The sequence below is a fragment of the Microbacterium sp. ISL-59 genome (assembly GCF_018613945.1).
GTDB lineage: Bacteria > Actinomycetota > Actinomycetes > Actinomycetales > Microbacteriaceae > Microbacterium > Microbacterium oxydans_B.
The window spans coordinates 839,682-862,514 of the sequence record NZ_JAGGPG010000002.1 but is presented as its reverse complement, the minus strand read 5'-3'; the positions used below and the strand labels follow the sequence as shown (position 1 = coordinate 862,514).

19 protein-coding genes are annotated in these 22,833 nt (G+C 70.1%); 15 read left to right on the top strand and 4 right to left on the bottom strand.

Annotated elements, in window-relative coordinates; translation table 11 throughout:
• Entirely contained in the window at positions 1-1,209 is a 1,209-nt protein-coding gene (locus J7E45_RS08225; RefSeq protein WP_215068420.1) for a hypothetical protein, read from the top strand.
• 115 nt (positions 1,210-1,324) lie between these two features.
• Here the strand turns inward: J7E45_RS08225 and J7E45_RS08220 are convergent, their stop codons facing one another.
• The gene (locus J7E45_RS08220) at positions 1,325-1,768 is read right to left on the bottom strand and encodes a hypothetical protein (RefSeq protein WP_091032841.1); all 444 of its coding nucleotides are present in this window, start codon (positions 1,766-1,768) and stop codon (positions 1,325-1,327) included.
• A 254-nt stretch (positions 1,769-2,022) separates the two neighbouring features.
• On the opposite strand from J7E45_RS08220, the gene J7E45_RS08215 reads away from it, so the two are divergent.
• The 9 genes from J7E45_RS08215 (at position 2,023) to J7E45_RS08175 (ending at position 15,866) form a co-directional block, all read left to right on the top strand.
• On the top strand, positions 2,023-3,198 hold the full coding sequence (locus J7E45_RS08215) for an ROK family transcriptional regulator (protein ID WP_215068418.1): 1,176 nt from the start codon (positions 2,023-2,025) through the stop codon (positions 3,196-3,198).
• 82 nt (positions 3,199-3,280) lie between these two features.
• On the top strand, positions 3,281-4,768 hold the full coding sequence (locus tag J7E45_RS08210; protein ID WP_215068416.1) for a M81 family metallopeptidase: 1,488 nt from the start codon (positions 3,281-3,283) through the stop codon (positions 4,766-4,768).
• A 155-nt stretch (positions 4,769-4,923) separates the two neighbouring features.
• Positions 4,924-6,732 (top strand): peptide ABC transporter substrate-binding protein, encoded by a 1,809-nt coding sequence (locus tag J7E45_RS08205; RefSeq protein WP_091032823.1) that lies wholly within the window; start codon positions 4,924-4,926, stop codon positions 6,730-6,732.
• Positions 6,733-6,744: 12 nt separating this feature from the next.
• Positions 6,745-7,764, top strand: coding sequence for an ABC transporter permease (locus J7E45_RS08200; RefSeq protein ID WP_091032821.1), 1,020 nt, complete (start codon positions 6,745-6,747; stop codon positions 7,762-7,764).
• Entirely contained in the window at positions 7,761-8,639 is an 879-nt protein-coding gene (locus J7E45_RS08195) for an ABC transporter permease (protein ID WP_244175958.1), read from the top strand. Before J7E45_RS08200 ends, J7E45_RS08195 begins: the two co-directional genes overlap by 4 nt.
• Positions 8,636-10,303 carry an ABC transporter ATP-binding protein gene (locus J7E45_RS08190; RefSeq protein ID WP_215068413.1) on the top strand — a complete coding sequence of 556 codons (1,668 nt, stop codon included), beginning with the start codon at positions 8,636-8,638 and terminating at the stop codon, positions 10,301-10,303. Before J7E45_RS08195 ends, J7E45_RS08190 begins: the two co-directional genes overlap by 4 nt.
• Positions 10,300-11,253, top strand: a complete 954-nt coding sequence (locus tag J7E45_RS08185) for an ROK family protein (RefSeq protein ID WP_215068411.1) — start codon at positions 10,300-10,302, stop codon at positions 11,251-11,253. Before J7E45_RS08190 ends, J7E45_RS08185 begins: the two co-directional genes overlap by 4 nt.
• 207 nt (positions 11,254-11,460) lie before the next feature.
• On the top strand, positions 11,461-12,981 hold the full coding sequence (locus J7E45_RS08180) for an SDR family NAD(P)-dependent oxidoreductase (protein ID WP_215068409.1): 1,521 nt from the start codon (positions 11,461-11,463) through the stop codon (positions 12,979-12,981).
• A 26-nt stretch (positions 12,982-13,007) separates the two neighbouring features.
• Entirely contained in the window at positions 13,008-15,866 is a 2,859-nt protein-coding gene (locus J7E45_RS08175) for a tetratricopeptide repeat protein (RefSeq protein ID WP_215068407.1), read from the top strand.
• Between the two features lie 15 nt (positions 15,867-15,881).
• On the opposite strand, the gene J7E45_RS08170 is transcribed toward J7E45_RS08175, so the two are convergent.
• Positions 15,882-16,220, bottom strand: a complete 339-nt coding sequence (locus tag J7E45_RS08170) for a helix-turn-helix domain-containing protein (RefSeq protein WP_091032813.1) — start codon at positions 16,218-16,220, stop codon at positions 15,882-15,884.
• A 77-nt stretch (positions 16,221-16,297) separates the two neighbouring features.
• Between J7E45_RS08170 and J7E45_RS08165 the strand changes: the two genes are divergently transcribed.
• Positions 16,298-16,954, top strand: a complete 657-nt coding sequence (locus J7E45_RS08165; RefSeq protein ID WP_215068405.1) for an FMN-dependent NADH-azoreductase — start codon at positions 16,298-16,300, stop codon at positions 16,952-16,954.
• Positions 16,955-17,185: 231 nt separating this feature from the next.
• On the opposite strand, the gene J7E45_RS08160 is transcribed toward J7E45_RS08165, so the two are convergent.
• Together J7E45_RS08160 and J7E45_RS08155 are read right to left on the bottom strand one after the other, a co-directional pair.
• Positions 17,186-18,253, bottom strand: coding sequence for a HAMP domain-containing sensor histidine kinase (locus tag J7E45_RS08160; protein WP_285228977.1), 1,068 nt, complete (start codon positions 18,251-18,253; stop codon positions 17,186-17,188).
• Between the two features lie 10 nt (positions 18,254-18,263).
• Complete coding sequence (locus tag J7E45_RS08155; protein ID WP_091032811.1) at positions 18,264-18,935, bottom strand: response regulator transcription factor; 672 nt, start codon at positions 18,933-18,935, stop codon at positions 18,264-18,266.
• Between the two features lie 87 nt (positions 18,936-19,022).
• On the opposite strand from J7E45_RS08155, the gene J7E45_RS08150 reads away from it, so the two are divergent.
• From J7E45_RS08150 to J7E45_RS08135, 4 genes are read left to right on the top strand one after another with little or no spacing between them, the layout of a single operon-like run.
• Positions 19,023-19,703: a M15 family metallopeptidase gene (locus J7E45_RS08150; RefSeq protein WP_215068401.1), complete on the top strand. Its 681-nt coding sequence runs from the start codon at positions 19,023-19,025 to the stop codon at positions 19,701-19,703.
• Positions 19,700-20,824: an alanine racemase gene (alr, locus tag J7E45_RS08145; protein ID WP_215068399.1), complete on the top strand. Its 1,125-nt coding sequence runs from the start codon at positions 19,700-19,702 to the stop codon at positions 20,822-20,824. The genes J7E45_RS08150 and alr overlap by 4 nt, the downstream gene beginning before the upstream one ends.
• Positions 20,821-21,771 carry a D-alanine--D-alanine ligase gene (locus J7E45_RS08140; protein ID WP_215068397.1) on the top strand — a complete coding sequence of 317 codons (951 nt, stop codon included), beginning with the start codon at positions 20,821-20,823 and terminating at the stop codon, positions 21,769-21,771. The genes alr and J7E45_RS08140 overlap by 4 nt, the downstream gene beginning before the upstream one ends.
• Complete coding sequence (locus tag J7E45_RS08135) at positions 21,768-22,808, top strand: acyltransferase family protein (protein WP_215068395.1); 1,041 nt, start codon at positions 21,768-21,770, stop codon at positions 22,806-22,808. Before J7E45_RS08140 ends, J7E45_RS08135 begins: the two co-directional genes overlap by 4 nt.
• Positions 22,809-22,833 lie beyond the last annotated feature (25 nt).

The following is a 22,833-nucleotide window of genomic DNA, read 5'->3' as shown; positions in this document are numbered from 1 at the left end:
ATGTCCCGACCCCGCAGCCGCCTCGCGATCGGCGCCCTCGGCGTGATCGCCGCCGTGGCGCTCGCCGGATGCGCGACCCCCGGGCCCGCCGCCGAGAACACCGCCGGCGCCGCACCGGAAGACCACCACGAAGGTGACACCCGCGTCGCCGTGACCTACGACGGCGGTGTGCTCGTGCTCGACGGCGAGACCCTCGACACCATCGGGCAGGTCGAGCTCGGCGGCTTCCTGCGCGTCAACGGCGCCGGCGACCACGACGGGCACGTCTTCGTCACCGCGGAAGACGGGTTCCACGTGCTCGACTCCGGCCTGGCATCCGGCACCGTCGAGTTCACCGGCGAGGTGTTCGACGCCGAAGCCGCGGGCCACGCAGTCCCGCACGCCGGACGCACGGCTCTGTTCGACGACGGCACCGGCGAGGTGCGGATCTTCGACACGGATGCCGTCGGCACCGGTGCCCTTCCCGAGGTGGGCACGATCACCTCGGAGGCCGCCCACCACGGTGTGGCGCTCGAGCTCGCCGACGGCAGCATCCTCTCGACGATCGGCACGGCCGATGCCCGCAGCGGAGTCCGTCACCTCGCGGCCGACGGCACCGAGCTCACCCGCAACGAGCAGTGCCCGAGCGTGCACGGAGAGGGTGCTCTCAAGGGCGAGGTCGTGATGTTCGGCTGCGAAGACGGCGTGCTGCTCTTCGACGGCGGCGCCTTCACCAAGATCGATGCCCCCGACGAGTTCGGTCGCACCGGCAACGCGTACGTGAGCGAGACCAGCGCGATCGCCTTCGGCGACTACAAGACCGACCCTGACCAGGAGGGGTACCTGCTGTCGCAGCTCGCGCGCATCGACACCGCGGCGCAGACGATGTCGATCGTCGACCTCCCGGAGGGTGTGGAGTACACCTGGCGCGGAGTCGGGCGCGACGGACATGACAACGTCGTGGTGCTCGGGGCCGACGGCAGCCTGTCGCTGCTCGACGAGTCGGGTGAGCTCGTCGACACCTGGGATGTGATCGATCCGTGGGAGAGCCCGACCGAGTGGCAGCAGCCGCACCCGGGCCTGCACGTGGTCGGCGACATCGCCTACGTGACCGAGCCGTCGAAGGACCGCATCCTCGCGGTCGACCTGCACACCGGTGACGTGTCGGCCGAGGCGACCCTCGATGTCGTACCGAACGAGTTCGTGGTGGTCGGCGCCGCCGGGCACTGACCTCGGCGCCGGTTCGGCGTGACGATTAGCCGAGGTGCCGGCGATGAGCGGAACAATCCCCACGGGAAGCTCCGCGATTCGTCCGCACCTCGGCGAATCGTGCGTGCGGCCGGGGTTAGTCCGACTCGATGCTCAGCACCGTCGTGCGCATGCCGTCGGACTCGTACTGCACGGGCATCCCGGGGTGATCGATCGAGAACCAGAAGACGCCGTCGTCGGTGTCGTACCGGCGGCAGGTGAGCTGCCCGAGGGGTGTCGACAGCGCGACGGTCGACACGCTCGTCGTCCCTGCGTCGAACGCGGCATGCCCCTGCAGCTCGGCCCAGGTCACGCGGTTCGAGACGACGGCCTTCGGGTCGGCGGCGGCCCACCGGTCGAGGGTCGCGCCCTCGTCATCGGTGTCGCGGAAGCGGTTGACGTGTTCGCCCATCGGGCCGTCGGGCCCCTCCAGGAGCAGTCGGATCAGCTTCCCCGATCCGGTGGCCTCGCGGATCTCGGCGGCGGTGAACGGCGTCGGAAGGAGTCCGGGGCCGAGCAGGTACGGGTCGGAATCGGTCATGCGTCCAGTCTGCGCCCTGGGGGTCCGCACCGCCCCCGCCCCTTCGCCGAGTCGAGTGCACGGCGTGCTGCCGAGTGCACGGCGCGTTCGCGTGAAGATCCCGTGCGCTGGGCAGCGTCCCGTGCACTCGGCGGGGGCGGGACGCGAACCGGGACGCTGCCCAGGAGTCGAAGCATGACGCGCAAGGGGTGACATTCCTCCAGTCCTGGGGCTATCTTTGTTTGACTACCGAAACAAGATGATTCGAGGACACCGTGGCGCCGGCTACCCAGACCGTACATTCCGAGGGTGAGATCTTCCGTCTGGTGCGCACCGGGGCGGCCCAGTCCCGCGCCGACCTCGCCCGCCTGACCGGACTCTCCCCCTCGACCGTCGCGCTCCGCGTCGAAGAGCTGATCGCCCATGGCTACATCGAGGAGAACGGCGAGGGCGAGTCTCGCGGCGGACGTCGCCCCCGCGTGCTGACCGTCAAGGCCGGCGGCAGCGTGGTCGCCGGAGTCGAGCTCGGCGAGAAGCACGCCACGGTGGCGCTGTTCGACCGTCGTGCCGAGGTCGTCGCCTCGACCGTCGCGCAGGTGTCGCTCCTCGACGGGGTCGAGAGCGTCGTGAATCAGGTGTGGGAGTGCGCGCAGAAACTCGCGAAGGACAACGGCGGTCTCACGGTCGAGGGCATCGCGATGAGCCTGCCCGGCCCGGTGGATTCGCGCACCTCGCGCCTGCTGGCGCCCATGCGCATGCCCGGCTGGAACGGTGTCGACGTGGGTGAGGTGCTCGGCTCGGTCACCGGGCTCCCGTTCCTCATCGACAACGACGCGAACGCCATGGCCGTCGGTGAGTTCATCGAGCGCGGCGGCGAGCAGGAGCAGCTGGTCTTCGTGAAGGCGGGCAGCGGCATCGGCTGCGGCATCATCCTCGACGGGGCCGTCTACCGCGGGTACCGAGGTGTCGCCGGCGACATCAGCCACGTCGCCCTGCACAACGCCCCTCCCATCATCTGCTCGTGCGGCCGGGTCGGCTGCCTCGACGTGGTCGCCAGCGGGGCGGCGATCGTGGATGCGCTGCGTGAATCCGGCGTCGCGGTCGAGACCCTCGACGACGTGCTCGCGCTCGCGCAGGATGCCCACCCCAAAGCCACCTCCGCGCTGCGCGAGGCCGGGGCGCGCACGGGCGAGGTGCTCGCCACGATCATCAACTTCTTCAACCCGCAGGCGCTCGCGCTCGGCGGGCGCCTGGCCACGGCCGACGCGTTCGTCGCCGGCGTGCGGCAGGCCCTGTTCACGCTCTGCCTGCCCATGTCGACGGATGCTCTCGAGATCGGCGTGAGCCGAGCCGGCGCCCTCGCCGGTGCGCGCGGTGTGGCCTGGGAGCTGCTGGAGCGGATGCTCGACCCGGCCAGGATCGACGAGGAACTGCGCACGACCGCCGCGTAGTAGCTTCGATTATCGGCTCAAGTTCGCGACCATGCGGAACAAGATGCAAGTTTTGGTTCGAGGTCCGATCTAGACTCGGAGTATGACCGAGACGTCCCCGCTCCCGCGCATCGCCATCGCCGGCATGGCCATCGAGTCCAGCACCTTCTCGCCGCACCGCGCCGGCGAACGCGACTTCCTGCGCGTGGAGGGCGAAGAGCTCATCACCCGCTACGACTCCCTGCGCGACGGCGACATGCGCGGCCGCGCCGAGTGGCTGCCGGTCTACTACGCCCGATCGATCCCCGGCGGTGCCGTGCTGCGCGAGGTCTACGACAGCATCAAGACGCGCATCTGCGACGGGCTGCGGGCGCTCGTGGCCGACGGCGAGAAGCTCGACGGCCTGTTCTTCGACATCCACGGGGCGATGAGCGTCGTGGGCATGGACGACGCCGAGGGCGACCTGATCACCGCCATCCGCGAGGTGATCGGCGCCGACGTCGTGGTGTCGGCATCGATGGACCTGCACGGCAACGTGTCGCGGACCCTGATCGAGAACGTCGACATCATCACCTGCTACCGGCTCGCTCCGCACGAAGACACGTGGGAGACCCGCGACCGCGCGATCCGCAACCTCGTCGAGGCGCTCGAGAGCGGCGTCACCCCGCGCCGCGCCTGGGTGCGCGTGCCCATCCTGCTCCCCGGCGAGAAGACCAGCACCCGCGTGGAGCCGGCGAAGAGCCTGTACGCCCGCATCCCCGAGATCGAGGCGCGCCCCGGCATCACCGACGCCGCGATCTGGATCGGCTATGCCTGGGCCGACGAGCCCCGCTGCCACGCGACCGTGGTCGTGACCGGCACCGACGACGCGGCGACCGCGCGTGCGGCGGAAGAGCTCGGTCGCGCGTTCTGGGATGTGCGCGACGACTTCGAGTTCGTGGGCCCTCCTGGAACCCTCGACGAGGGTGTCGCGGCCGGCCTCGCCGCCACCGACACCACGTACTTCATCAGCGACTCGGGCGACAACCCCGGCGCCGGCGGCACGGGCGACGTCACCTGGACCCTCGCGCAGCTGCTGCAGAAGCCCGAACTCACCGCCGACGACGCCCCGGTCACGCTGTGCGCCTCGGTGTTCGACAAGGGGGCGCTCGACGTCCTCCGCGGTCACGCCGTGGGTGAGCGGGTGTCGGTCGAGGTCGGCGCGCGCGTCGACAGCGGACCGCACGGACCGGTCCTCGTCGAGGGCGTGCTGCACAGCCTGCACGAGGGCGATGTGGATGCCGGCGGCATCGCGGTCATCCGCGTCGGCGGCCTGCACGTGATCGTCACGGAGTTCCGCAAGGCGTACCACGACGTCTCCGACTTCACCTCGATCGGACTCGACCCGGTCGCGGCGCAGATCGTCGTCACCAAGATCGGCTACCTCGAGCCCGAGCTGTACGCGATCATGCGCGGCTGGACGCTCGCCCTCACCCCGGGCGGGGTGGATCAGGACCTCGAGCGGCTCGGTCACCACCGCATCCAGCGTCCGATGCATCCGTTCGACGCGTTCGATGAGGCGCCGGATCTCGCGGCCGAGATGGTCGGCTGACGAGCTTCCGCAGCTTTTCGCCGCAATCGAAGAAAGTTAGTTACTTAAACGTAACAAGACCGACTTCTGCCCCGGACTTAGTTCGGGCATGATTCAAAGTACGTCATAAATCGGACGAACGCCTTGGTTGCGAGGCGTTGAACAAGGAGGTTTACATGCGATCTCAGTCGCTGCGCCGCCGGCTGCTCGCCCCCCTGGGTGCGCTCGCCGTCGCGACGCTCGCCCTCACCGCCTGTCAGGGTGGCGCCTCGGGCGACACCGGCTCGGGCGAGAAGGACACCGTCAGCTTCGCCCTGCAGGTCGGCACCGGACCCAACTGGATCCTGCCGATCTCGTCGCCCGACAAGATGGCCACCCACAACAGCGCCATCAAGGCGACGATGTGGCCGCGCCTGTTCGAGTACAACGGCGTCGACGGCGAGATGGGCTGGGATGAGCTGGCCTCCGCCGCCAAGTCCTACGAGTTCTCCGAGGACCGCAAGACCATCACGATCACGCTGAACGACCTCGACTGGTCGGACGGCGAGCCCGTCACCTCGCGCGACGTGGAGTTCTGGTACAACCTGGTGCGCTTCAACGGCGAGAAGACCGGTGGTTACTCCGCCGGCCTGATGCCCGACAACATCACCGAGTTCACGACCATCGACGACAAGACGTTCTCGCTGACGATGGACAAGGTCTACAACGAGGAGTTCCTCCTCGGCAACCAGCTCAGCCTCATCTACCCGATGCCGCAGCACGTCTGGGACAAGACCAGCGCTGACGGCGAGATCGGCGACCACGACCGCGACCAGGCCGGTGCGACCGCGGTTCTCGACTACCTCTTCTCCGAGGCCGAGGACATGAAGACCTACGCGACCAACGACCTGTGGAAGACCGTCGCCGGTCCCTACACGGTCAAGAGCTGGTCGGACTCGGGTCTGGTGGAGCTCACCGCCAACAAGGAGTACACCGGCGAGGACAAGCCGAGCATCGACAACGTCGAGTTCCTGCCGTTCACGTCGGCCGACGCCGAGATGAACGTCGTGCGCTCCGGTGATGTCGACTACGGCTACGTCACGAGCTCGCAGCTCACGAACGAGAAGCAGTTCACCGACCTCGGTTACAGCATCGAGCCGTGGGCCGGCTGGTCGATCACGTACATGCCGTACAACTTCGCCAACCCCGAGAAGGGCTCCTTCTACAAGCAGCTCTACGTGCGTCAGGCACTGCAGCACGCCATCGACCAGGAGACCATCTCCGAGGTCGTCTGGCACGGTGCCGCGACTCCCGACTACGGTCCCATCCCGCAGACCGCGGACTCCAGCGGACTGTCTGACGTGCAGAAGGACAACCCGTACCCGTTCGACCTGAAGAAGGCCGAGAAGCTGTTCACCGACAACGGCTGGGTCAAGGGATCCGACGGCACGCTCGAGTGCGCCGAAGCCGGCGCGGCCGAGGGTCAGTGCGGCGAGGGCATCGCCGCGGGGGACAAGGCGGAGATCGTCGTCACCACGCAGAACGGCTCGCAGGAGACCGACAACATGATGGCGGAGATCCAGTCGTCGCTCGGCAAGATCGGCGTCAAGATGACGATCGACTCCAAGCCGCTCGACACCGTCCTCACGCAGGCGCAGGAGTGCAAGACCGGCAGCGCGTGCACGTGGGAGCTCGTCTTCTTCGGTACTGCGGGCAGCTGGTACTTCCCGCCGTACGCCACCGGTGAGCGCGTCTTCGCGAAGGACACCAAGTGGAACGCCGGACAGTACGACAACCCCGAGGCCGAGGAGCTCGTCCAGGCGATGGCCTTCTCGACCGACCCCGAGATCGCGAAGAAGTACTCCGAGTACCTCGCCACCGACCTCCCGGTCATGTGGATGCCGAACCCGGTGTACCAGGTATCCGTCGTCCGTGACGGACTCGACATCGCCCACCAGGACCCGGGTGCGTCGTTCCTTCCCCAGCGTTGGTCCTGGACCAAGTAACGAGCAGGTGACATGAGCGTGGTGGAAGCAGCGCAGAACGCGCAGCAGAAGAAGGAGAGGGCCGGCGGCCCGCGGTTCTGGTGGTACCTGTTGCGACGGGTCGGCCAGGGCGGGATCGTCATCCTCATCGTGACGCTGATCGTGTTCGCGCTGCTCCACCTCGCGATGCCGCAGGGGCCGGCCGCCGGCATCCTCGGCATGCAGGCTTCGCAGGAGCAGATCGACGCCTTCAACAAGGAGAACGGCTTCGATCTGCCCCTGTGGCAGCAGTACTTCAACTTCCTGCTGCAGCTGGTGCAGGGAGACCTGGGCGACTCGTTCAAACTGAACCGACCGGTGGCGGATGCCATCGGCCAGCGTCTTCCGAAGACGCTGATCCTGGCCCTCATCTCGATGCTGTTCGCGCTGATCATCGCGATCCCGATGGGCATCTTCCAGGCCGTGCGCCGCGGCAAGGCCTGGGACTACGCGCTGACCACCTGGAACTTCATCGTCTACTCGACGCCGTCGTTCTTCCTCGGCCTGATCCTCGTGATCGTGTTCGCCCAGTGGCTGCGGCTCGTGCCCGCCCAGGCGCCGCAGGGCGAGACCGTCGGCGACGTGCTGGCCAACCCGGCCGGCCTCGTGCTGCCGGTGCTCACCGCGGCGCTCGGCATCATCGCGACGTTCTCGCGGTACATGCGCTCCGCCACGATCGACAACCTCTCCGAGGATTACGTCCGCACCGCCAGGGCGAAGGGCACCTCGGTGCCCGTGGTGATCACCCGCCACGTGGTGCGCAACTCCCTGACCCCCGTGATCGCGATGCTCGGCTACTACCTGCCGGTCATGTTCGGCGGCATGATCGTCGTCGAGTCGCTCTTCAACTACCCCGGCATGGGCCTGCTGTTCTGGACCTCGGCACAGACCTCCGACTACCCCGTGCTGATCGGCTGCATCCTGGTGATCGCGCTCGCGACGGTCATCGGATCGCTCCTCGCCGACATCATCCAGGCGCTGCTCGATCCGCGCACCCGAGAGGAGCTCTCGTGAGCACCACGACCATCGTGATGCGCACGCTGACCCCGCGTCAGCGGGGCACGCGCCGCTTCCTGCAGAACAAGCTCGCGGTCTTCGGCATCGTGACCATCGTGCTGTTCCTGCTCTTCTGCTTCCTGGGTCCGCTGATCCACCCGACGGACCAGATCCACACCGACCTGCGCAGCACCATGCTGCCGCCGGGGAGCCCCGGCCACCCGCTCGGCACCGACGACGTCGGCTACGACGTGCTCGGTCGGCTCATGATGGGCGGTCAGATCTCGATCCTGATCGGACTCGCCGCCGGCATCCTCGCCACCGTCATCGGCACCCTCTGGGGAGCGATCGCCGGCTACGTCGGCGGTGCCGTCGACACCGTGATGATGCGCGTCGTCGACGCCGGCATCGCGATCCCCGCGACCTTCCTGCTGCTGATCCTCTCGGCGATCCTGCGCCCGAGCGTGCCGCTGATGATCTGCGTCATCGGCCTGGTGTCCTGGCTCGTCCCGGCTCGCCTCGTGCGCGCCGAATCGATCTCGCTGAAGTCGCGCGAATACGTGCTGGCCCTGCGAGCCATGGGTGGCACGCACTCCCGCGCCGTGCTCAAGCACATCGTCCCGAACACCGTCGGCACAATCGTCGTGAACGCCACGTTCCAGGTCGCCGACGCCATCCTCCTCGTCGCCTACATCTCGTTCCTCGGAATGGGGCTGCAGAAGCCGGCGACCGACTGGGGCGCCATGCTCACCAGCGGCATCACCTACACGTACGCGGGCGCCTGGTGGCTGATCTTCCCCGCCGGATTCTGCATCGTGCTGACCGTCTGCGCCTTCAACAGCATCGGCGACGGCCTGCGCGACTTCTTCGACGTGAAGGGGCGTGCCGCATGAGCGACGCACTGCTGGAGATCTCCGACCTCACGGTCACGTTCCGCACGGAAGACGGATCGGTCGAGGCCGTGAAGGGCATCGACCTCGAGGTCCGACCCGGCGAGGTGCTGGCGCTGGTCGGCGAGTCCGGTTCGGGCAAGTCCGTCACCGCCATGGCCATCCTGAAGCTGCTGCCGCGCTCGGCCACGGTCACCGGTTCGATCCGGCTCGCCGGGCGCGAGCTCCTGCCGCTCGCGGAAGCCGAGATGAACGCCGTGCGCGGCGCCGAGATCTCGATGGTGTTCCAGGAACCGATGACCGCGCTCAACCCGAGCATGCGGATCGGCGACCAGATCACCGAGGCGATCCTCAACCACCGCACCATCTCCAAGGCGGAGGCCTGGGAGCGTGCGGTCGAGATGCTCCGGCGCGTGGGCATCCCCGAGCCCGCCCGTCGGGCGAAGAGCTACCCGCACGAGCTGTCCGGTGGGCAGCGCCAGCGCGTGGTCATCGCGATCGCCCTCGCCTGCGAGCCGCAGCTCATCATTGCCGACGAGCCGACGACCGCACTCGACGTGACCGTGCAGGCTGAGATCCTCGACCTGATCCGCGGTCTCGCGGCCGAGTCGGGGACCGCGTTCTTGCTCGTCACGCACAACATGGGCGTCGTCGCCGACATCGCCGACCGGGTCGCGGTGATGCTCCGCGGCACCATGGTCGAGGTGGGCGACACCCGCACGGTGCTCACCGCGCCGCGCGAGGACTACACGAAGAAGCTGCTCAGCGCCGTGCCCTCGCTGCCCGACCTCGCGAGCGTGATCGAACGGGAGCCCGAGACCGAGGTCCCCGCCGCGGTGCTCGAATTGGATGCCGCGAGCGTCACCTACCGACGCGGCGGACGACCGTTCCTCGCGCTCGACGGCGTGAGCCTGCGCATCGCCCCGGGGGAGATCCTCGGCCTGGTCGGCGAATCCGGATCGGGCAAGTCGACCCTCGGACGCGCGGCACTGGGGCTTCTGCCCCTGTCGAGCGGCGGCATCACTCTGTTCGGCGAGAAGGTCGGACGCGGCGGTGTCTCCGGGCGTCGGGAGCGCGCGCTCCGCGGTCGCGTCGGCGCGATCTTCCAGGACCCGGGTTCCAGCCTCGATCCGCGCATGACGGTCGGAGAGGCCATCGCCGAGCCCCTGCTCGTGCAGCGTCGACGCTTCCCGACCTCGGCGAGCACGCGCCGCACCCGCGTGGCCGAGCTTCTCGACGCCGTCGAGCTGCCCACGAACTACGCCTCGCGCTACCCGCACGAGCTCTCCGGAGGGCAGCGTCAGCGCATCGGTCTCGCGCGCGCCATCGCCCTGGAGCCGGAACTGATCATCGCCGACGAGCCCACCTCGGCCCTCGACGTCTCGGTGCAGGCCGCGGTGCTCGAGGTGCTGCGCACCCTGCAGGAGAAGATGCACTTCGCGTGCCTCTTCATCAGCCACGACCTCGCTGTCGTGCACGAGATCTCCGACAGGGTCGCTGTCATGCTCAAGGGCGAGATCGTCGAGACGGGCTCCGCCGACGACGTGCTCCTGGCGCCGCAGCATCCGTACAGCCGACGGCTGCTGGCCTCGGTGCCGGTCCCCGATCCCGACAAGCAGGCGCTGCGGCGGGAGGCCCGTGCGGCCGCCCGGGTGATGGCCCCGTGACCGGGGGAGAGCCGACCCGATCGACCCTTGTGCACGGCGCGGGCCCTGTCGTGCTCGGGCTCGACGTCGGCGGATCGAGCGTCAAGCACCTGCTCGCGCCGGCGCGCATCTCGCTGGATGCGCCGCCCACGCCCCTCGCGCGCGGCCGCCACGCGACGCCCAAGGACTCACCTGTCGAGGGGCTGGCTGCGATCGCCGCATCGCTCCGCGGTGATGCTGAGCTCGAACGCGTGGTGCTGTCGATCCCCGGACTCGTCGATGAGGCGGCGGGCGTGGTCGTGCGCTCGACCAACATCCCTGCGCTCGACGGCCGCCCGCTCGGCGCGCAGCTCAGCGCCGAACTCGGCATCCCGGTCGACGTCATCAACGACGGTCACGCCGCCGCGGTCGCCGAGGCCTCGTGGGGCGCGGGCGCCGGTGTCGACGACGTCTTCGTGCTCGCGCTGGGCACCGGGATCGCGGGCGCACACGTGGCGCACGGGCAGGTCGTCCCGGGGGCGCACGGTTCGGCCGGCGAACTCGGACACATCACGATCGAGCCCGACGGCAGTATCTGCTCGTGCGGACGCCGCGGATGCCTGGAGACCATCATCGGCGCACCCGCCCTGCGGCGGGCGTGGGCCGCGGTCGGCGGTGCAGGCGGTCCGGAAGGGCTGCTGGCGGCGAGCAGCGAGGGGGATGCCGTGGCCACCGCGATCGTCGAGCGGGCGTCGTCGGCGCTCGCGGAGGCGATCCTCACCCTGTGCGCCCTCGTCGATCCGGGCTGCATCGTGATCGGCGGCGGGCTCGCTCAGGCGCCGCATCAGCTCGTGACGCTCGCGGCACGTTACGTCGGCGAACGGGCCTCGTTCCATCGGGTTCCGCCCATCGTGCCGGCCACGCTCGGCGAGTGGGCCGGGGCGAACGGTGCCGTGCTGACGGCGCTCCGTTGCCAGCGCGCCCTCGTCTGACGCGCCGCACTCCGCCGCCTCGCATCATGTCGCGTCGCGCCGCGTGTTCCGCCGCCTCGCGTCATGCCGAGTGCACGGGATGCTGGCGAGTGCACGACTTGCCCGCGTCGACAGCCCGTGCAGTCGGCGACAAGCCGTGCGCTCGGCAACGCGGGCGGCGGATGCCGGCGGGGCGGATGCCCAGGACACTCGCGTAAAATCAGCACAATGACCGACGCCCCCTCCGACGCTGCACCCGACCTCGGACCGGGCGTCGACCCCGACGATCTCGCCACGACCCTTCGCGTACTGGCCGAGCTGCACCAGATCGACAACGAGCACCCGGACTTCGTCGCCGTGCGCCACGCGACCGCGGCGATGTTCAAGGCCGTCAAGCGCGTGCGTCGCAAGGAGATCCGCGACGCGATCGCCGAGGCCGACAAGGCCGTCGTCGCCCGCACCGCCACCGGGGCGCCCGACCGCATCGACGACGAGACCCGCGGGCATGACCTCGCGACCAGCGTCACGGATGCCCCGATCGCCGGCGAGCTGCTCAAGCCCCGCAACTGCTACATCTGCAAGCAGCCGTACACGCAGGTCGACGCGTTCTACCACCAGCTCTGCCCGGACTGCGCCCGCTTCAGCCACGGCAAGCGCAACGCCCGCACCGACCTCACCGGCAAGCGCGCCCTGCTCACGGGTGGCCGCGCCAAGATCGGCATGCACATCGCGCTGCGGCTGCTGCGCGACGGCGCGCACACGACCATCACGACCCGGTTCCCGCGCGACGCCGTGCGCCGCTTCTCGGCCCTTCCCGACTCGGGGGACTGGCTGCACCGCCTGCGCGTCGTCGGCATCGACCTGCGCGACCCCGCCCAGGTGATCGGCCTCGCCGACTCGGTCGCGGCGCAGGGGCCGCTCGACATCCTCATCAACAACGCCGCGCAGACCGTGCGCCGCTCGCCCGGTTCGTACTCGCTGCTGGCGGATGCTGAACTGCAGCCGCTCCCCGACGGACCGCTCCCCGAGATGGAGACCTTCGGGCACACCGCCGACCCGCACCCGCAGGCGCTGCAGGCATCGGTCGACGCGCATCCGCTGCTCTCTGTCGCCGCCCTCGGCGGCACGGTCGCCGAGCAGGGCGGACAGGCGCTCACGGCAGAAGACCTCGCCCGGCTCGCGATGGCTCCCGGATCGTCGTCGCTCGAGAAGCACGCCGACGGCACCGCGATCGATGCGGGTGGTCTCGTGCCGGATGTGAACCGCACCAACAGCTGGGTGCAGTCGATCGACCAGGTCGACCCGCTCGAGATGCTCGAGGTGCAGCTCGCCAACACGACCGCGCCGTTCCTGCTGATCAGCCGGCTGCGCGCGTCGATGGCGGCATCCGATTCCCACCGCAAGTACGTGGTGAACGTGTCGGCCATGGAGGGGCAGTTCTCCCGCCGGTACAAGGGTCCGGGGCATCCGCACACGAACATGGCCAAGGCCGCGCTCAACATGCTCACCCGCACCAGCGCCGGCGAGATGCTCGAGAAGGACGGCATCCTGATGACCGCCGTCGACACCGGATGGATCACCGACGAGCGTCCGCATTACACGAAGGTGCGTCTGGCCGAAGAGGGCTTCCACGCCCCGCTCGACCTGGTCGACGGCGCCGCCCGCGTGTACGACCCGATCGTGCGTGGCGAGGCCGGCGAAGACGTGCACGGGGTGTTCCTGAAGGACTACGAGCCCAGCCCCTGGTGAACCCCCGCAGTCGATAGCATCGACGGGTGGATCTGATCTCGGGTGCTGCCAATGTCGCGGGCATCGCCGGCGCCGCGGCGCCCCTGGTGCGTCGGGGTGCCCTGGAGCGCGAGTTCCACGCGTGCTTCGCGCGGGCACTGAGGCAGGCCTTCGCCGAGCAGGACCGCGACGACAGAGGCGTGACCGCGTCGATGGTCGCCGACGCGCTGAGGCCGAAGCAGGCGTACCGGCTGCTCGCGCAGCACGACCCGCAGTGGGCGGCGCCCGACCGTGTCGATCGCTGGTCTCTGACATTCCGCCAGGAGCTTCCCGCGCTCGACGTGATCGACGAACGGACCGTCGACATCCCGCGACTCGCGCAGGAGACCGCCCGACTGCTCGCGCAGGAGATCGACAGAGCCGCACGGCAGCCGGACAGCGCGCTCGCCCTGCCGCTCCTGCTCGCTCGGTCGGCGCCGGCCGACACGGTCTTTGGTGCGCGAGAGGAGAACGCATCGACGTTCGCCCGTAGCCCCTCGGGAGCCGTCTCCAACATCGCGACCCTGCCCCTGAGCGAGCAGCCCGTGGCGCGCCCCGAGCAGGATGTCGTGGAGGAGACTCTCTCGGCGCATCGCCTCGCCGTCATCGCCGGCGGGCAGGGAGCCGGCAAGAGCGTCCTCGCGGAGATGACGGCACGTTCGTGGAGTGCGCACGAAGACCTCGAACTCGTGTGGTGGGTCTCGGCCAAGACGCCGCAGCTGCTTCTGGATGCCTGCGAGGCGCTGCTGCAGGAGTTCGGCGAGCAGCCAATGGGCGACCTGCCGGCGCAGGTCCGGTCTCTCCTCGCCCGTCGCAGCGGGTGGCTCGTCGTCGTGGACGATGCACCGGCGTTCGACACCGTCCGCGAGCTGCTCCCGTCGGGGCACGCGAGCGGCGCGGCACTGGTGACGACGCGCTCGGCGGCATCCTTCCCGAAGCATGCCGTCGTGCAGGTCGATGGCGCGAACGACGCCACCCTGCGAGGAATCGCTCGTCGCCGTCTTCCGGACGACGTCTCGGAAGGCGAGGTCGACGAGGTGCTCGGCGCCTGCGCGGGCAATCCCCTGATCGTGTCCACGGCGTGCGGATATGTGGCAGAGACCGGCACGTCGGTCGCATCCCTGGTCGCCCTGATGCGCTCGAGCCCCAGTCGCGTCCTCGCCGGACGGCCGGAGTCCGCCGGATTCGTCGGCGTCCTGGCCGCCGTGCGCGACGACGCTCGCGGAGGACTCGCGTGGCAACTGCTCGTCGCGGTGGCCGTCAGCGGAGGCAGCGGCGTACCCCGGCGCCTGTTCGAGACGGCCTTCGCGGAAGAGACAGACGCGCAGCTCCGCATCGACGAGGCGTTCCGCGAGCTGATCGGCATCGGCGTCGTGAGCATCCGCGGGGCACTCGTCCAGAGCCATGCCCTCACGGCCTCCGTCGTTCTCGACCTCACGGAGCAGCCGTTGCGCGCGGGATCCGCCGTCCTGCTCATCGAAGCGGTGCTGGGTCTCATCGATGTGCCCGGGCGTCGTCTGCTCCCGGGCCTCGCCGCAGTGATCGACGCGGTGGACCCCCTGCTGGAAACGCAGAGGGCGTCACGCGTCGTCGCCCGGATCCTGCTCGCGGAGCGGCTGGCGGAGCAGGGCTCGGTCAGCGGCGCCTACCGGCAGATACAGGCGGCGCGTGCGGTTCCCTTCGTGCACGAGAGTCCCGACGCGCAGGTGGTCATCCTGCAATCCGAGGCCCGCGTGCACCTGTTGGCGGGGGAATCCGGTCAGGCGAAGCAGGCGGCGGAGCGGGTGGTGGCCGATGAGGCGGCACCGGACGACCTGCGGGCAGCCGCGCATGTGACCATCGCCTGGGCGGAGGAGGCGCTGGGGGATCCGGCAGCTGCGCGGCGCAGCATCGCGGAGACGCTGCGCTTGATGCCGGACGATGTAGGCGTGCAGTCACTCCATGATCAGTTCTTCCTCACGGATGTGCCGGCCGCGGAGCGCGTGGCAGGGTATCTGGAGCTCGCCGAGCGGGCGGATGAGGAGCTGCGTGGCAACTTCCTGACGATGGCGTCGCGCAGCAGCATCGAGGCCGGGCATCCCCGGGAGGCAGTGGAATACGCGCAACGTGCCGTGAAGCTGGATCGGGGAGTCGGAGGCGAGCGCAGTCTGCATGTGGCGCGAGACCTCAACGATCTGGGCATGGCGCTGATCGCCGCCGGCCAGCTGGAGCAGGCCTCGACGGCTCTGGAGGAATCGATCGGGATCTACCGGGAGGACCACGAGTCGCACAGCCACACTGCGCTTCCCCTTCTGCATCTCGGCCGGCTGCTCACCCTGCGTGCGCAGGATGCGCAGCCGCCGGATGCCGGGCTGCTCACGCAGGCCCGCCGCACCTTGAGTGAGGCGATCGATCTGCAGCGGCGGGTGGCGCCCGACAGCGACGACCACGCCAGCATGCTCTATGCGCTCGGCGATGTCATGCTGCTCTCCGGCGACGCCAGTGGTGCGCTGGATTCGTACCGTGAGTCGGCGCGGATCGATCGAGCGGTGCACGGCGAAGCGCATCGTGAAGTCGGTTTCGATGTCGCGCGGATGATGCAGGCCCAACTGCAGCTGGGTGACGCCGACGGGGCGCTGAGCTCCTTCGGGACCGTGAAGACCCAGGTGCCGGAGTGGGAGCGCGTCGATCCGAACCTCGCGGTCCGCCTGCTCTGCATGCAGGCGGGAGCGCTGTTGGCACTGCCGCCTCAGCGAGTGCTGCAGAAGGCGGAGTTGGCCACCGTGGTCTCGCGAATCCAGGTGCTGCTGCGCGTGCCGAGTGTCAGCGACGATCATCGGACGATGGCCCGCGAGATCGTCCTGCGGGTGGCGCAGCAGATCCGCTGAGCGGCGACGTCCGCGTCAGTGCGCGCGTTCGGCGAGGTTGGCTGACGCCCAGCGGCCGAGCTGGTCGAGGATGGGCAGCAGCCCCTCACCGCTGGAGGTGAGTGCGTATGACACCGTGATCGGCGGGCCGGCATCGACCGTGCGCGCGACGAGACCGGCATCGGAGAGCTCTGCCAGGCGGTCGGAGAGCACGGTGTCGCTGATGCCGGCGACCGCGCGGCGCAGCGCGACGAAGGTCGAAGGGCCGCCTCCGAGCGAGGACACGATCATGCCGTTCCACCGTTTGCCGAGCACGCTGAAGGCCAGTGTGACGGCGGCGTCGCACACCTGACGTTCTTCTTCGACCTCGGCCATGCGCCCATCCTACCCGTGCTACGTTAACCAGTGTCGCTAATAAAAACCTAGCGACTACGAAAACGAGAGGTAGGCCCATGTCCCTGTTCCGCCTGGATGCCAGCATCCTTCCCGCGTCGTCCGCCAGCCGCGCGCTCGCCGACCTCGTCGAGGCCGAGTGGACCGCGTCCCACCCCGACTCGACCGTCACCCGCCGTGACCTGGCGAGCGACCCGGTGCCCGCGACCGCCTGGGCGGATGCCGTCACCGGCGGCTTCGTCGACGAGGCCCAGCGCACCCCCGCGCAGAACGATGCCCGTGCGCTCGCGACCTCGTTCGCCGACGAGCTGATCGGCGCCGACGCCCTGCTGTTCGCCGTGCCGCTGTACAACTACGGCGTCTCGCAGCACTTCAAGACCTGGTTCGACCTGGCCTACACCGACCCGCGCATCGACCCGACGGGCACCGCGCTGAACGGCAAGCCCGCGACGCTCGTCACCGTGCTCGGCGGCAACTACGCAGAGGGCTCGCCCAAGGAGGGCTGGGACCACTCGACCGGCTGGCTGCGCCGCGTGCTCGAAGACGTCTGGGGCCTCGACCTGCGCGTCGTGCAGCGTCCGTTCACCCTCGTCGGCGTGAACCCGGCGCTCGACGCGTTCGCCGACACCGCGCGCGAGCTCAAGGAGAACGCCGAGGCCGACGCCCGCACCTTCGGCCGCGAGCTCGCCGCGACGCGCGACCCCCGCGTGGCCTGACCCGGCCCGGGTCCGGCATCCGCCCGTCGCAGCATCCGCCCCGGGTCTTGCCCGGGGTCCGGCGTCCCCGGGTCCACTTGTCGGGAGCATGTCCGGATGTCGGACCGGAAACCGCGTTCCGGTCCGACATCCGTGAAAAATCCCGACAGGTGCACCTCGGGATGGACGGATGGCGGGGTGGCGGGGTGAACCTCGGGAAGCGGGACGGACGGATGCCGGGACCGCCGTCGGTCAGGCGGGCGCGGCCGCCGGGTACGGATGCGGCAGCCACACCGTCACGATCAGACCGCCGTCCGCGCGCGGGGTGAGCACCAGGGTGCCGCCGTGCGCCTGGGTGATGCGGTCGACGATCGCGAGGCCGAGTCCCGCACCGGCATGGTCGTCGTCGCGGGTGCGCTCGGCGCCCCGCTGAAACGGCTCGACAAGGGTCGCCACCAGATGCGCCGGCAGCACCTCGCCGGTGTTCTCGACCACCAGCGCGACCGCCTGCGGCGTCGAGTGCGTGCGCACGGCCACGGCCCCACCGGACGACAGATTGTGCACGATCGCATTCAGCACGAGGTTGGTGACCAGCTGCGGCAGCAGGGCCGACGAGCCGAGCACCGACGCGGGCACACCGCCCACCTCGACGGCCACACCTCGACGGTCGGCGAGCGGCAGCAGCGCCTCCACCGCACCCTCGGCGAGCAGGGAGAGGTCGACGATCTCGCGCGGGAACGTCCTGCGGTCGGCGCGGCTCAGGAGCAACAGGGCCTCGGTGAGCTCGATCGCCCGGGTGTTCACCTCACGCAGTCGCGCGATCAGGGCGTCGACATCGCGGTCGGGGTCGGCCTCGGCGACCTCGAGCAGGGTCTGCGAGATCGCGAGCGGGGTGCGCAGCTCGTGTGAGGCGTTCGCGGCGAACCGCTGCTGCTCGGCGACGTGCGCCTCGAGCTGCTCGAGCATCGAGTCGAAGACGTCGGCCAGATCGCGGAACTCGTCGCGGGGGCCGGCGAGCGCCACACGGTGCGACAGCGACCCCTGCGCGGCGAGCCGGGCGGCGTCGCCGATGCGGTCGAGCGGCGCCAGCATCCGTCCGGCCAGCAGCCACCCGGCGCCGAGACCGAACGCGAGCAGCACCAGCATGACCATCGAGGCCACCGGCACGAACGCCCGGCTGAGGTCGCCGCGGTTGGGGAAGAAGTCGACGGTGTCCGGCACGTAGCGCAGCAGGAACAGCCCGACCGCGGCGAGAAGCAGACCTCCCGACACCACCACGATCACCGCGTAGCTGAGCGTGAGTTTGAGGCGGGCGCTCATCCCGCGGCGCCTAGGCATCGGTATCCGTCCCGATCCGGTACCCGACTCCCGGCACCGTGAGGATCAGCCACGGCTCGCCCAGGCGCTTGCGCAGCGACGACACCGTGATGCGCACGGCATTCGTGAACGGGTCGGCGTTCTCGTCCCAGGCCCGCTCCAGCAGCTCTTCGGCGCTGACCACCCCGCCCTCCGCGTCGACCAGCACCTCCAGCACGGCGAACTGCTTTCGGGTAAGCGCGACGTAGCGGTCGTCGCGGTACACCTCGCGGCGGAACGGGTCCAGCCGCAGCCCGGCGACCTCGAGCACCGGTGGGCGGCTGCGCTGACGGCGGCGGTCGAGGGCGCGCAGGCGCAGCACCAGTTCCCGCAGCTCGAACGGCTTGGTGAGGTAGTCGTCGGCGCCGATCTCGAAGCCGCTCGCCTTGTCGTCGAGCCGGTCGGCGGCGGTGAGCATCAGGATCGGGATGCCGCTGCCGGAGGCCACGATCCACCGGGCGATGTCGTCGCCCGACGGTCCTGGCACGTCGCGGTCGAGCACGGCGATGTCGTAGGAGTTGATGCTCAGCAGCTCGAGCGCGGTGTCGCCGTCGCCGGCGATGTCGGCCGCGATCGCCTCCAGGCGCAGCCCATCACGGACCGCCTCGGCGAGGTAGGGCTCGTCCTCGACGATCAGCACACGCATGGCTGAGATCCTACGCAGTGCGGCATATCGGGAGCATATGGAAAAGCGCATACGCCCTCGCAACCGGCGTGCTTCTTCACTGGAAGCATGAACACCCGCACCACCTCCCGCTCCCCGAGAGCGCGCCGCCGTCGGTTCGCCGTCGTCGCTGTCGCCCTCGCTCTCGCCGTGGTCGTCACGTTCGCGGTGCAGCAGTCGCTGTCCGTGGCCTTCGCCGACGCCGCACGCCCCGGCACCCTTCCCGTGCCCACCGATCGGCCCGCCGAGGGCGGAACCGCCGGCGCCGGCACCGGCTCGGTCATCGCCCCGAGCGAGGCCGACGGCGTGATCCGCGACGGCGATCAGCCCACCGTGTTCGACGTCGACCGGGTGGCGGTCGGCAACCTCGATCCTGCCCTGCTTGCGGCGCTGCAGCGTGCGGCAGCGGATGCCGAGGGCGATGGCATCACGTTCCGGGTGAACAGCGGATGGCGCACGCCGGCACTGCAGGAGCGGATGCTGCAGGACGCGATCGTGCAGTACGGCTCGGAGGCCGAGGCCCGGCGCTGGGTGGCCACGCCCGAGACTTCGGAGCACGTGACGGGTGACGCCGTCGACCTCGGCCCGCTGCCCGCGCTCGACTGGCTCGTCCAGCGGGGGTGGCGTTACGGGCTCTGCCAGATCTACGCCAACGAGACCTGGCACTACGAACTGCGTCCGGATGCCGCCGACGACGGCTGTCCCGAGATGCTCGCCGACCCGACCGCCGACCCGAGGATGCAGCGATGACCACTCTTCTCACCCCCGAGCGCGTGACGCTCTCGCGCCTGCACGCACCCACCCTGCAGACGATTCCGGATGCCGTCGCCGAGAACCTGCGGCGGGTGCGGGCCGCGACGACCGCCCGCATCATGGCCGTGGTCAAGGCCGACGGCTACGGGCACGGTGCCGTCACCGTCGCGCGGGCCGCGGTCGACGCCGGCGCCGACTGGCTGGGGGTCACGGATGTCGCCGAAGCCGTCGCACTCCGCGACGCCGGACTCACAGTGCCGATCCTCTCCTGGTTGAACCCCTCCGGTGTCGACGCTGCCGCCGCAGCCGCGCATCGCGTCGACATCGCGGTCGGCTCGGTCGAAGAGCTGCGGCAGCTGATCGCGGATGCCGCGGATCCGGTGCGCGTGCACCTGCAGCTCGACACCGGGATGGCACGGGGCGGGGCGCCGCTGGAGGAATGGCCGGAGCTGCTCCGGCTCGCGCGCACCGGACGGGGGCGGGTAGAGGTCGTCGGGGTCATGGGGCATCTGCCGCGGGCGGACGAGGCCGATCCCGCAGCGAACGCGGCGGCGGTACTGCGTCTGCGGCAGGGAAGGGATGCCGTGCTGCGCGCAGGTTTCGGCCCGGTGCTCGTGCATCTCGCCGCGACCTCCGGTGCGCTGACCGACCCGGCGACGCACTTCGACCTGGTGCGGGTCGGCGCGGGGCTGGTCGGGATCGACCCCTCCGAGACCACCGTGCTCGCCGGAGCGTCGCGGTGGACCGCGCCCGTCGTGCACAGCGCACTCGTGCCGGCGGGAACCGCGGTCGGCTACGGCGGTGCGCACACGACCGACCGGGAGACGCACCTCAGCGTGGTCGGCGTCGGATACGCCGACGGCATTCCGCGCGAGCTGGCAGCCGGCGCCGGGGTGGAGATCGCCGGGACGCGCCATCCGATCGTGGGGAGGGTCTCGATGGACCAGATCGTGGTCGACACGGGACCGGCGCTCTTCCCGCGGGGCACCGTCGCGACCGTGTTCGGGCCGGAGGGCGGGGCCGTGCCGTCGGTGCAGGAGTGGGCGCGGTGGGCGGGCAGCATCCCGCACACCATCGTGACCGGCATCGGCGCACGCGTGCAGAGGAGCGTGGCATGACGACGAAGGTGCTGGTCATCGGCGGAGGGCAGAATCCCGAGCACGAGGTCTCCCTGGCATCCGCAGCGGCGGTGGCCGCGGCGCTGCGGATGGGCGACCACGACGTGACGACCGTGACGATCGACCGCGACGGGATCTGGCGCGTCGAGGGGCGCCCGAACGGGGGATCGCCGGCCGAGTCGCTCGCACTCGCGCTGCCGCTGCTCACCCGCACCGATGTGGTCTTCCCGGCCGTGCACGGCGCGTTGGGCGAAGACGGCGCTCTCGCGGCGCTGTGCGCGCTCGCCGGAGTGCGCGTCGTGGGGTCGGGGCTGCGGGCGGGGGCCATCGGCATGGACAAGTGGACGACCAAGCTCGTGGCGGATGCCGTGGGTCTCGGCACCGCCCGCGGCCGTCTGGTCGCCGCCGACGACATCGGCGACGTGGAATTCGAGGGGGAGGTCGTGGTCAAACCGGTGTCGGCGGGCTCGAGCCATGGAGTGGGCCTCGTCACGGAAGAGGGGCAGCTGCTCGCGGCGCTCGAGGAGGCGGCGGGCTTCGATCGGCGCATCCTCGTCGAGGAGGTCGTGCGGGGGCGTGAGATCGACGTGGCGGTGCTGCGCGAGAAGGGCGGCATCCGGTGGGCGGCGCCGCCGCTGGAGATCCACGCGACCGGGTTGTTCGACACGGCCACCAAGTACGACGGCAGTGCGCGGTTCACGGTGCCGGCGCAGCTCGATGCTGCCGAGGCGGCCGCTCTCAAGCGGGCGGCGATCGCCGTGTTCGATGCGCTCGGGTGCGATGGCGTCGCGCGCATGGACTTCTTCCTCACCGAGCGGGGGCCGGTGCTGAACGAGGTCAACACGATGCCGGGGCTCACCGCCGCCTCGCAGGTGCCGCGGATGTTCGCCGCGGCGGGCGTGACCTACGTCGACCTGGTCTCGCGACTCGTGCGCGCGGCCTCGTGACCGCGCCGGCGCCACGGGTCGGATGGCCGGATGTCGCGAAAGGCATCTGCATCCTGCTCGTCGTGCTCTGGCACGTGGTCACGAAGGTCGCGGTCGGTATCCCGGGCGCGGGGCCGGTGACGGATGCCTGGGTGATGCTCAACGCGCAGCTGCTGCCGCTGCGTATCCCGCTGTTCTTCCTGGTCTCCGGGATGTTCGCGGCGCGGGCGGTGTTCGCCGCGAGCGGTGGCTCCTGGCGGCGTCGGGCCGGGCGTCTCGCGCTGCTCTACCTCGTGTGGGTGCTCATCCAGACCGTCGTGCTCGCGCTCACGCCGGAGTTCGACACGGCCCGGGCGACCAGCGGGTGGGAGCTGCTCGCGCAGCTCACCATCAGTCCGACGAACCTCTGGTACCTGCTCGCGCTCGCCGTGTATCTCACGGTCGGGCGGCTGACGCGCGGGCTCCCGACCGTCGCCGTGCTGTCGGTGGCATTCGTGATCGCCGCGGTCGCCGGGGCGGGTCTCCTTCCTGATCTCGGCAACCTGTGGCAGCTGGTGCAGAACCTGTTCTTCTTCCTCGTCGGGCTGCGGCTGCGGGCGATCGTCGAGCGCTTCGCGAGGCTGAGTGGCGTGGGAGTCGCGGTCGCGCTCGCCGCCGGGTACGCGGGGGCACTCGCCGTCGTCTCGGTGCTCGGCATCCGGCTCGTGCCCGGAACATGGCCGCTGCTCTGTCTGGTCGCGGTGGCATTCGGGGTTTCGCTCAGCGTGCTCCTCGACCGGCACGTCGAGGTTGTCGCGCGGCCGCTGCGGTGGATCGGCCGACGGACCCTGCCGATCTACGTGCTGCACATGATGCCGCTGGCACTGATCGACGCGGGGCTGCATGCTGCCGGGTGGCGGACGACACCGGTGCTCGAGGCAGTCGGCCCTCTCCTGCTGACGGCGGTGGTGGTCGCGATCTGTCTGGCCGTCCACGCGCTGCTCGTGCGCTGCGGTCTCGCGGCACTGTTCGATCCGCTGCGGGTGACCGACCGGCTCACGGCCCGCATCCGTCGATGAACCCCTCGACAACCGCGGGGCGACG

Coding starts and splice junctions, on each gene's coding strand:
- J7E45_RS08225 (WP_215068420.1), top strand. CDS start 1: ATGTCCCGACCCCGCAGCCGCCTCGCGATCGGCGCCCTCGGCGTGATC.
- J7E45_RS08220 (WP_091032841.1), bottom strand. CDS start 1,768: ATGACCGATTCCGACCCGTACCTGCTCGGCCCCGGACTCCTTCCGACG.
- J7E45_RS08210 (WP_215068416.1), top strand. CDS start 3,281: ATGACCGAGACGTCCCCGCTCCCGCGCATCGCCATCGCCGGCATGGCC.
- J7E45_RS08205 (WP_091032823.1), top strand. CDS start 4,924: ATGCGATCTCAGTCGCTGCGCCGCCGGCTGCTCGCCCCCCTGGGTGCG.
- J7E45_RS08200 (WP_091032821.1), top strand. CDS start 6,745: ATGAGCGTGGTGGAAGCAGCGCAGAACGCGCAGCAGAAGAAGGAGAGG.
- J7E45_RS08190 (WP_215068413.1), top strand. CDS start 8,636: ATGAGCGACGCACTGCTGGAGATCTCCGACCTCACGGTCACGTTCCGC.
- J7E45_RS08180 (WP_215068409.1), top strand. CDS start 11,461: ATGACCGACGCCCCCTCCGACGCTGCACCCGACCTCGGACCGGGCGTC.
- J7E45_RS08170 (WP_091032813.1), bottom strand. CDS start 16,220: ATGGCCGAGGTCGAAGAAGAACGTCAGGTGTGCGACGCCGCCGTCACA.
- J7E45_RS08165 (WP_215068405.1), top strand. CDS start 16,298: ATGTCCCTGTTCCGCCTGGATGCCAGCATCCTTCCCGCGTCGTCCGCC.
- J7E45_RS08160 (WP_285228977.1), bottom strand. CDS start 18,253: ATGAGCGCCCGCCTCAAACTCACGCTCAGCTACGCGGTGATCGTGGTG.
- J7E45_RS08155 (WP_091032811.1), bottom strand. CDS start 18,935: ATGCGTGTGCTGATCGTCGAGGACGAGCCCTACCTCGCCGAGGCGGTC.
- J7E45_RS08150 (WP_215068401.1), top strand. CDS start 19,023: ATGAACACCCGCACCACCTCCCGCTCCCCGAGAGCGCGCCGCCGTCGG.
- alr (WP_215068399.1), top strand. CDS start 19,700: ATGACCACTCTTCTCACCCCCGAGCGCGTGACGCTCTCGCGCCTGCAC.
- J7E45_RS08140 (WP_215068397.1), top strand. CDS start 20,821: ATGACGACGAAGGTGCTGGTCATCGGCGGAGGGCAGAATCCCGAGCAC.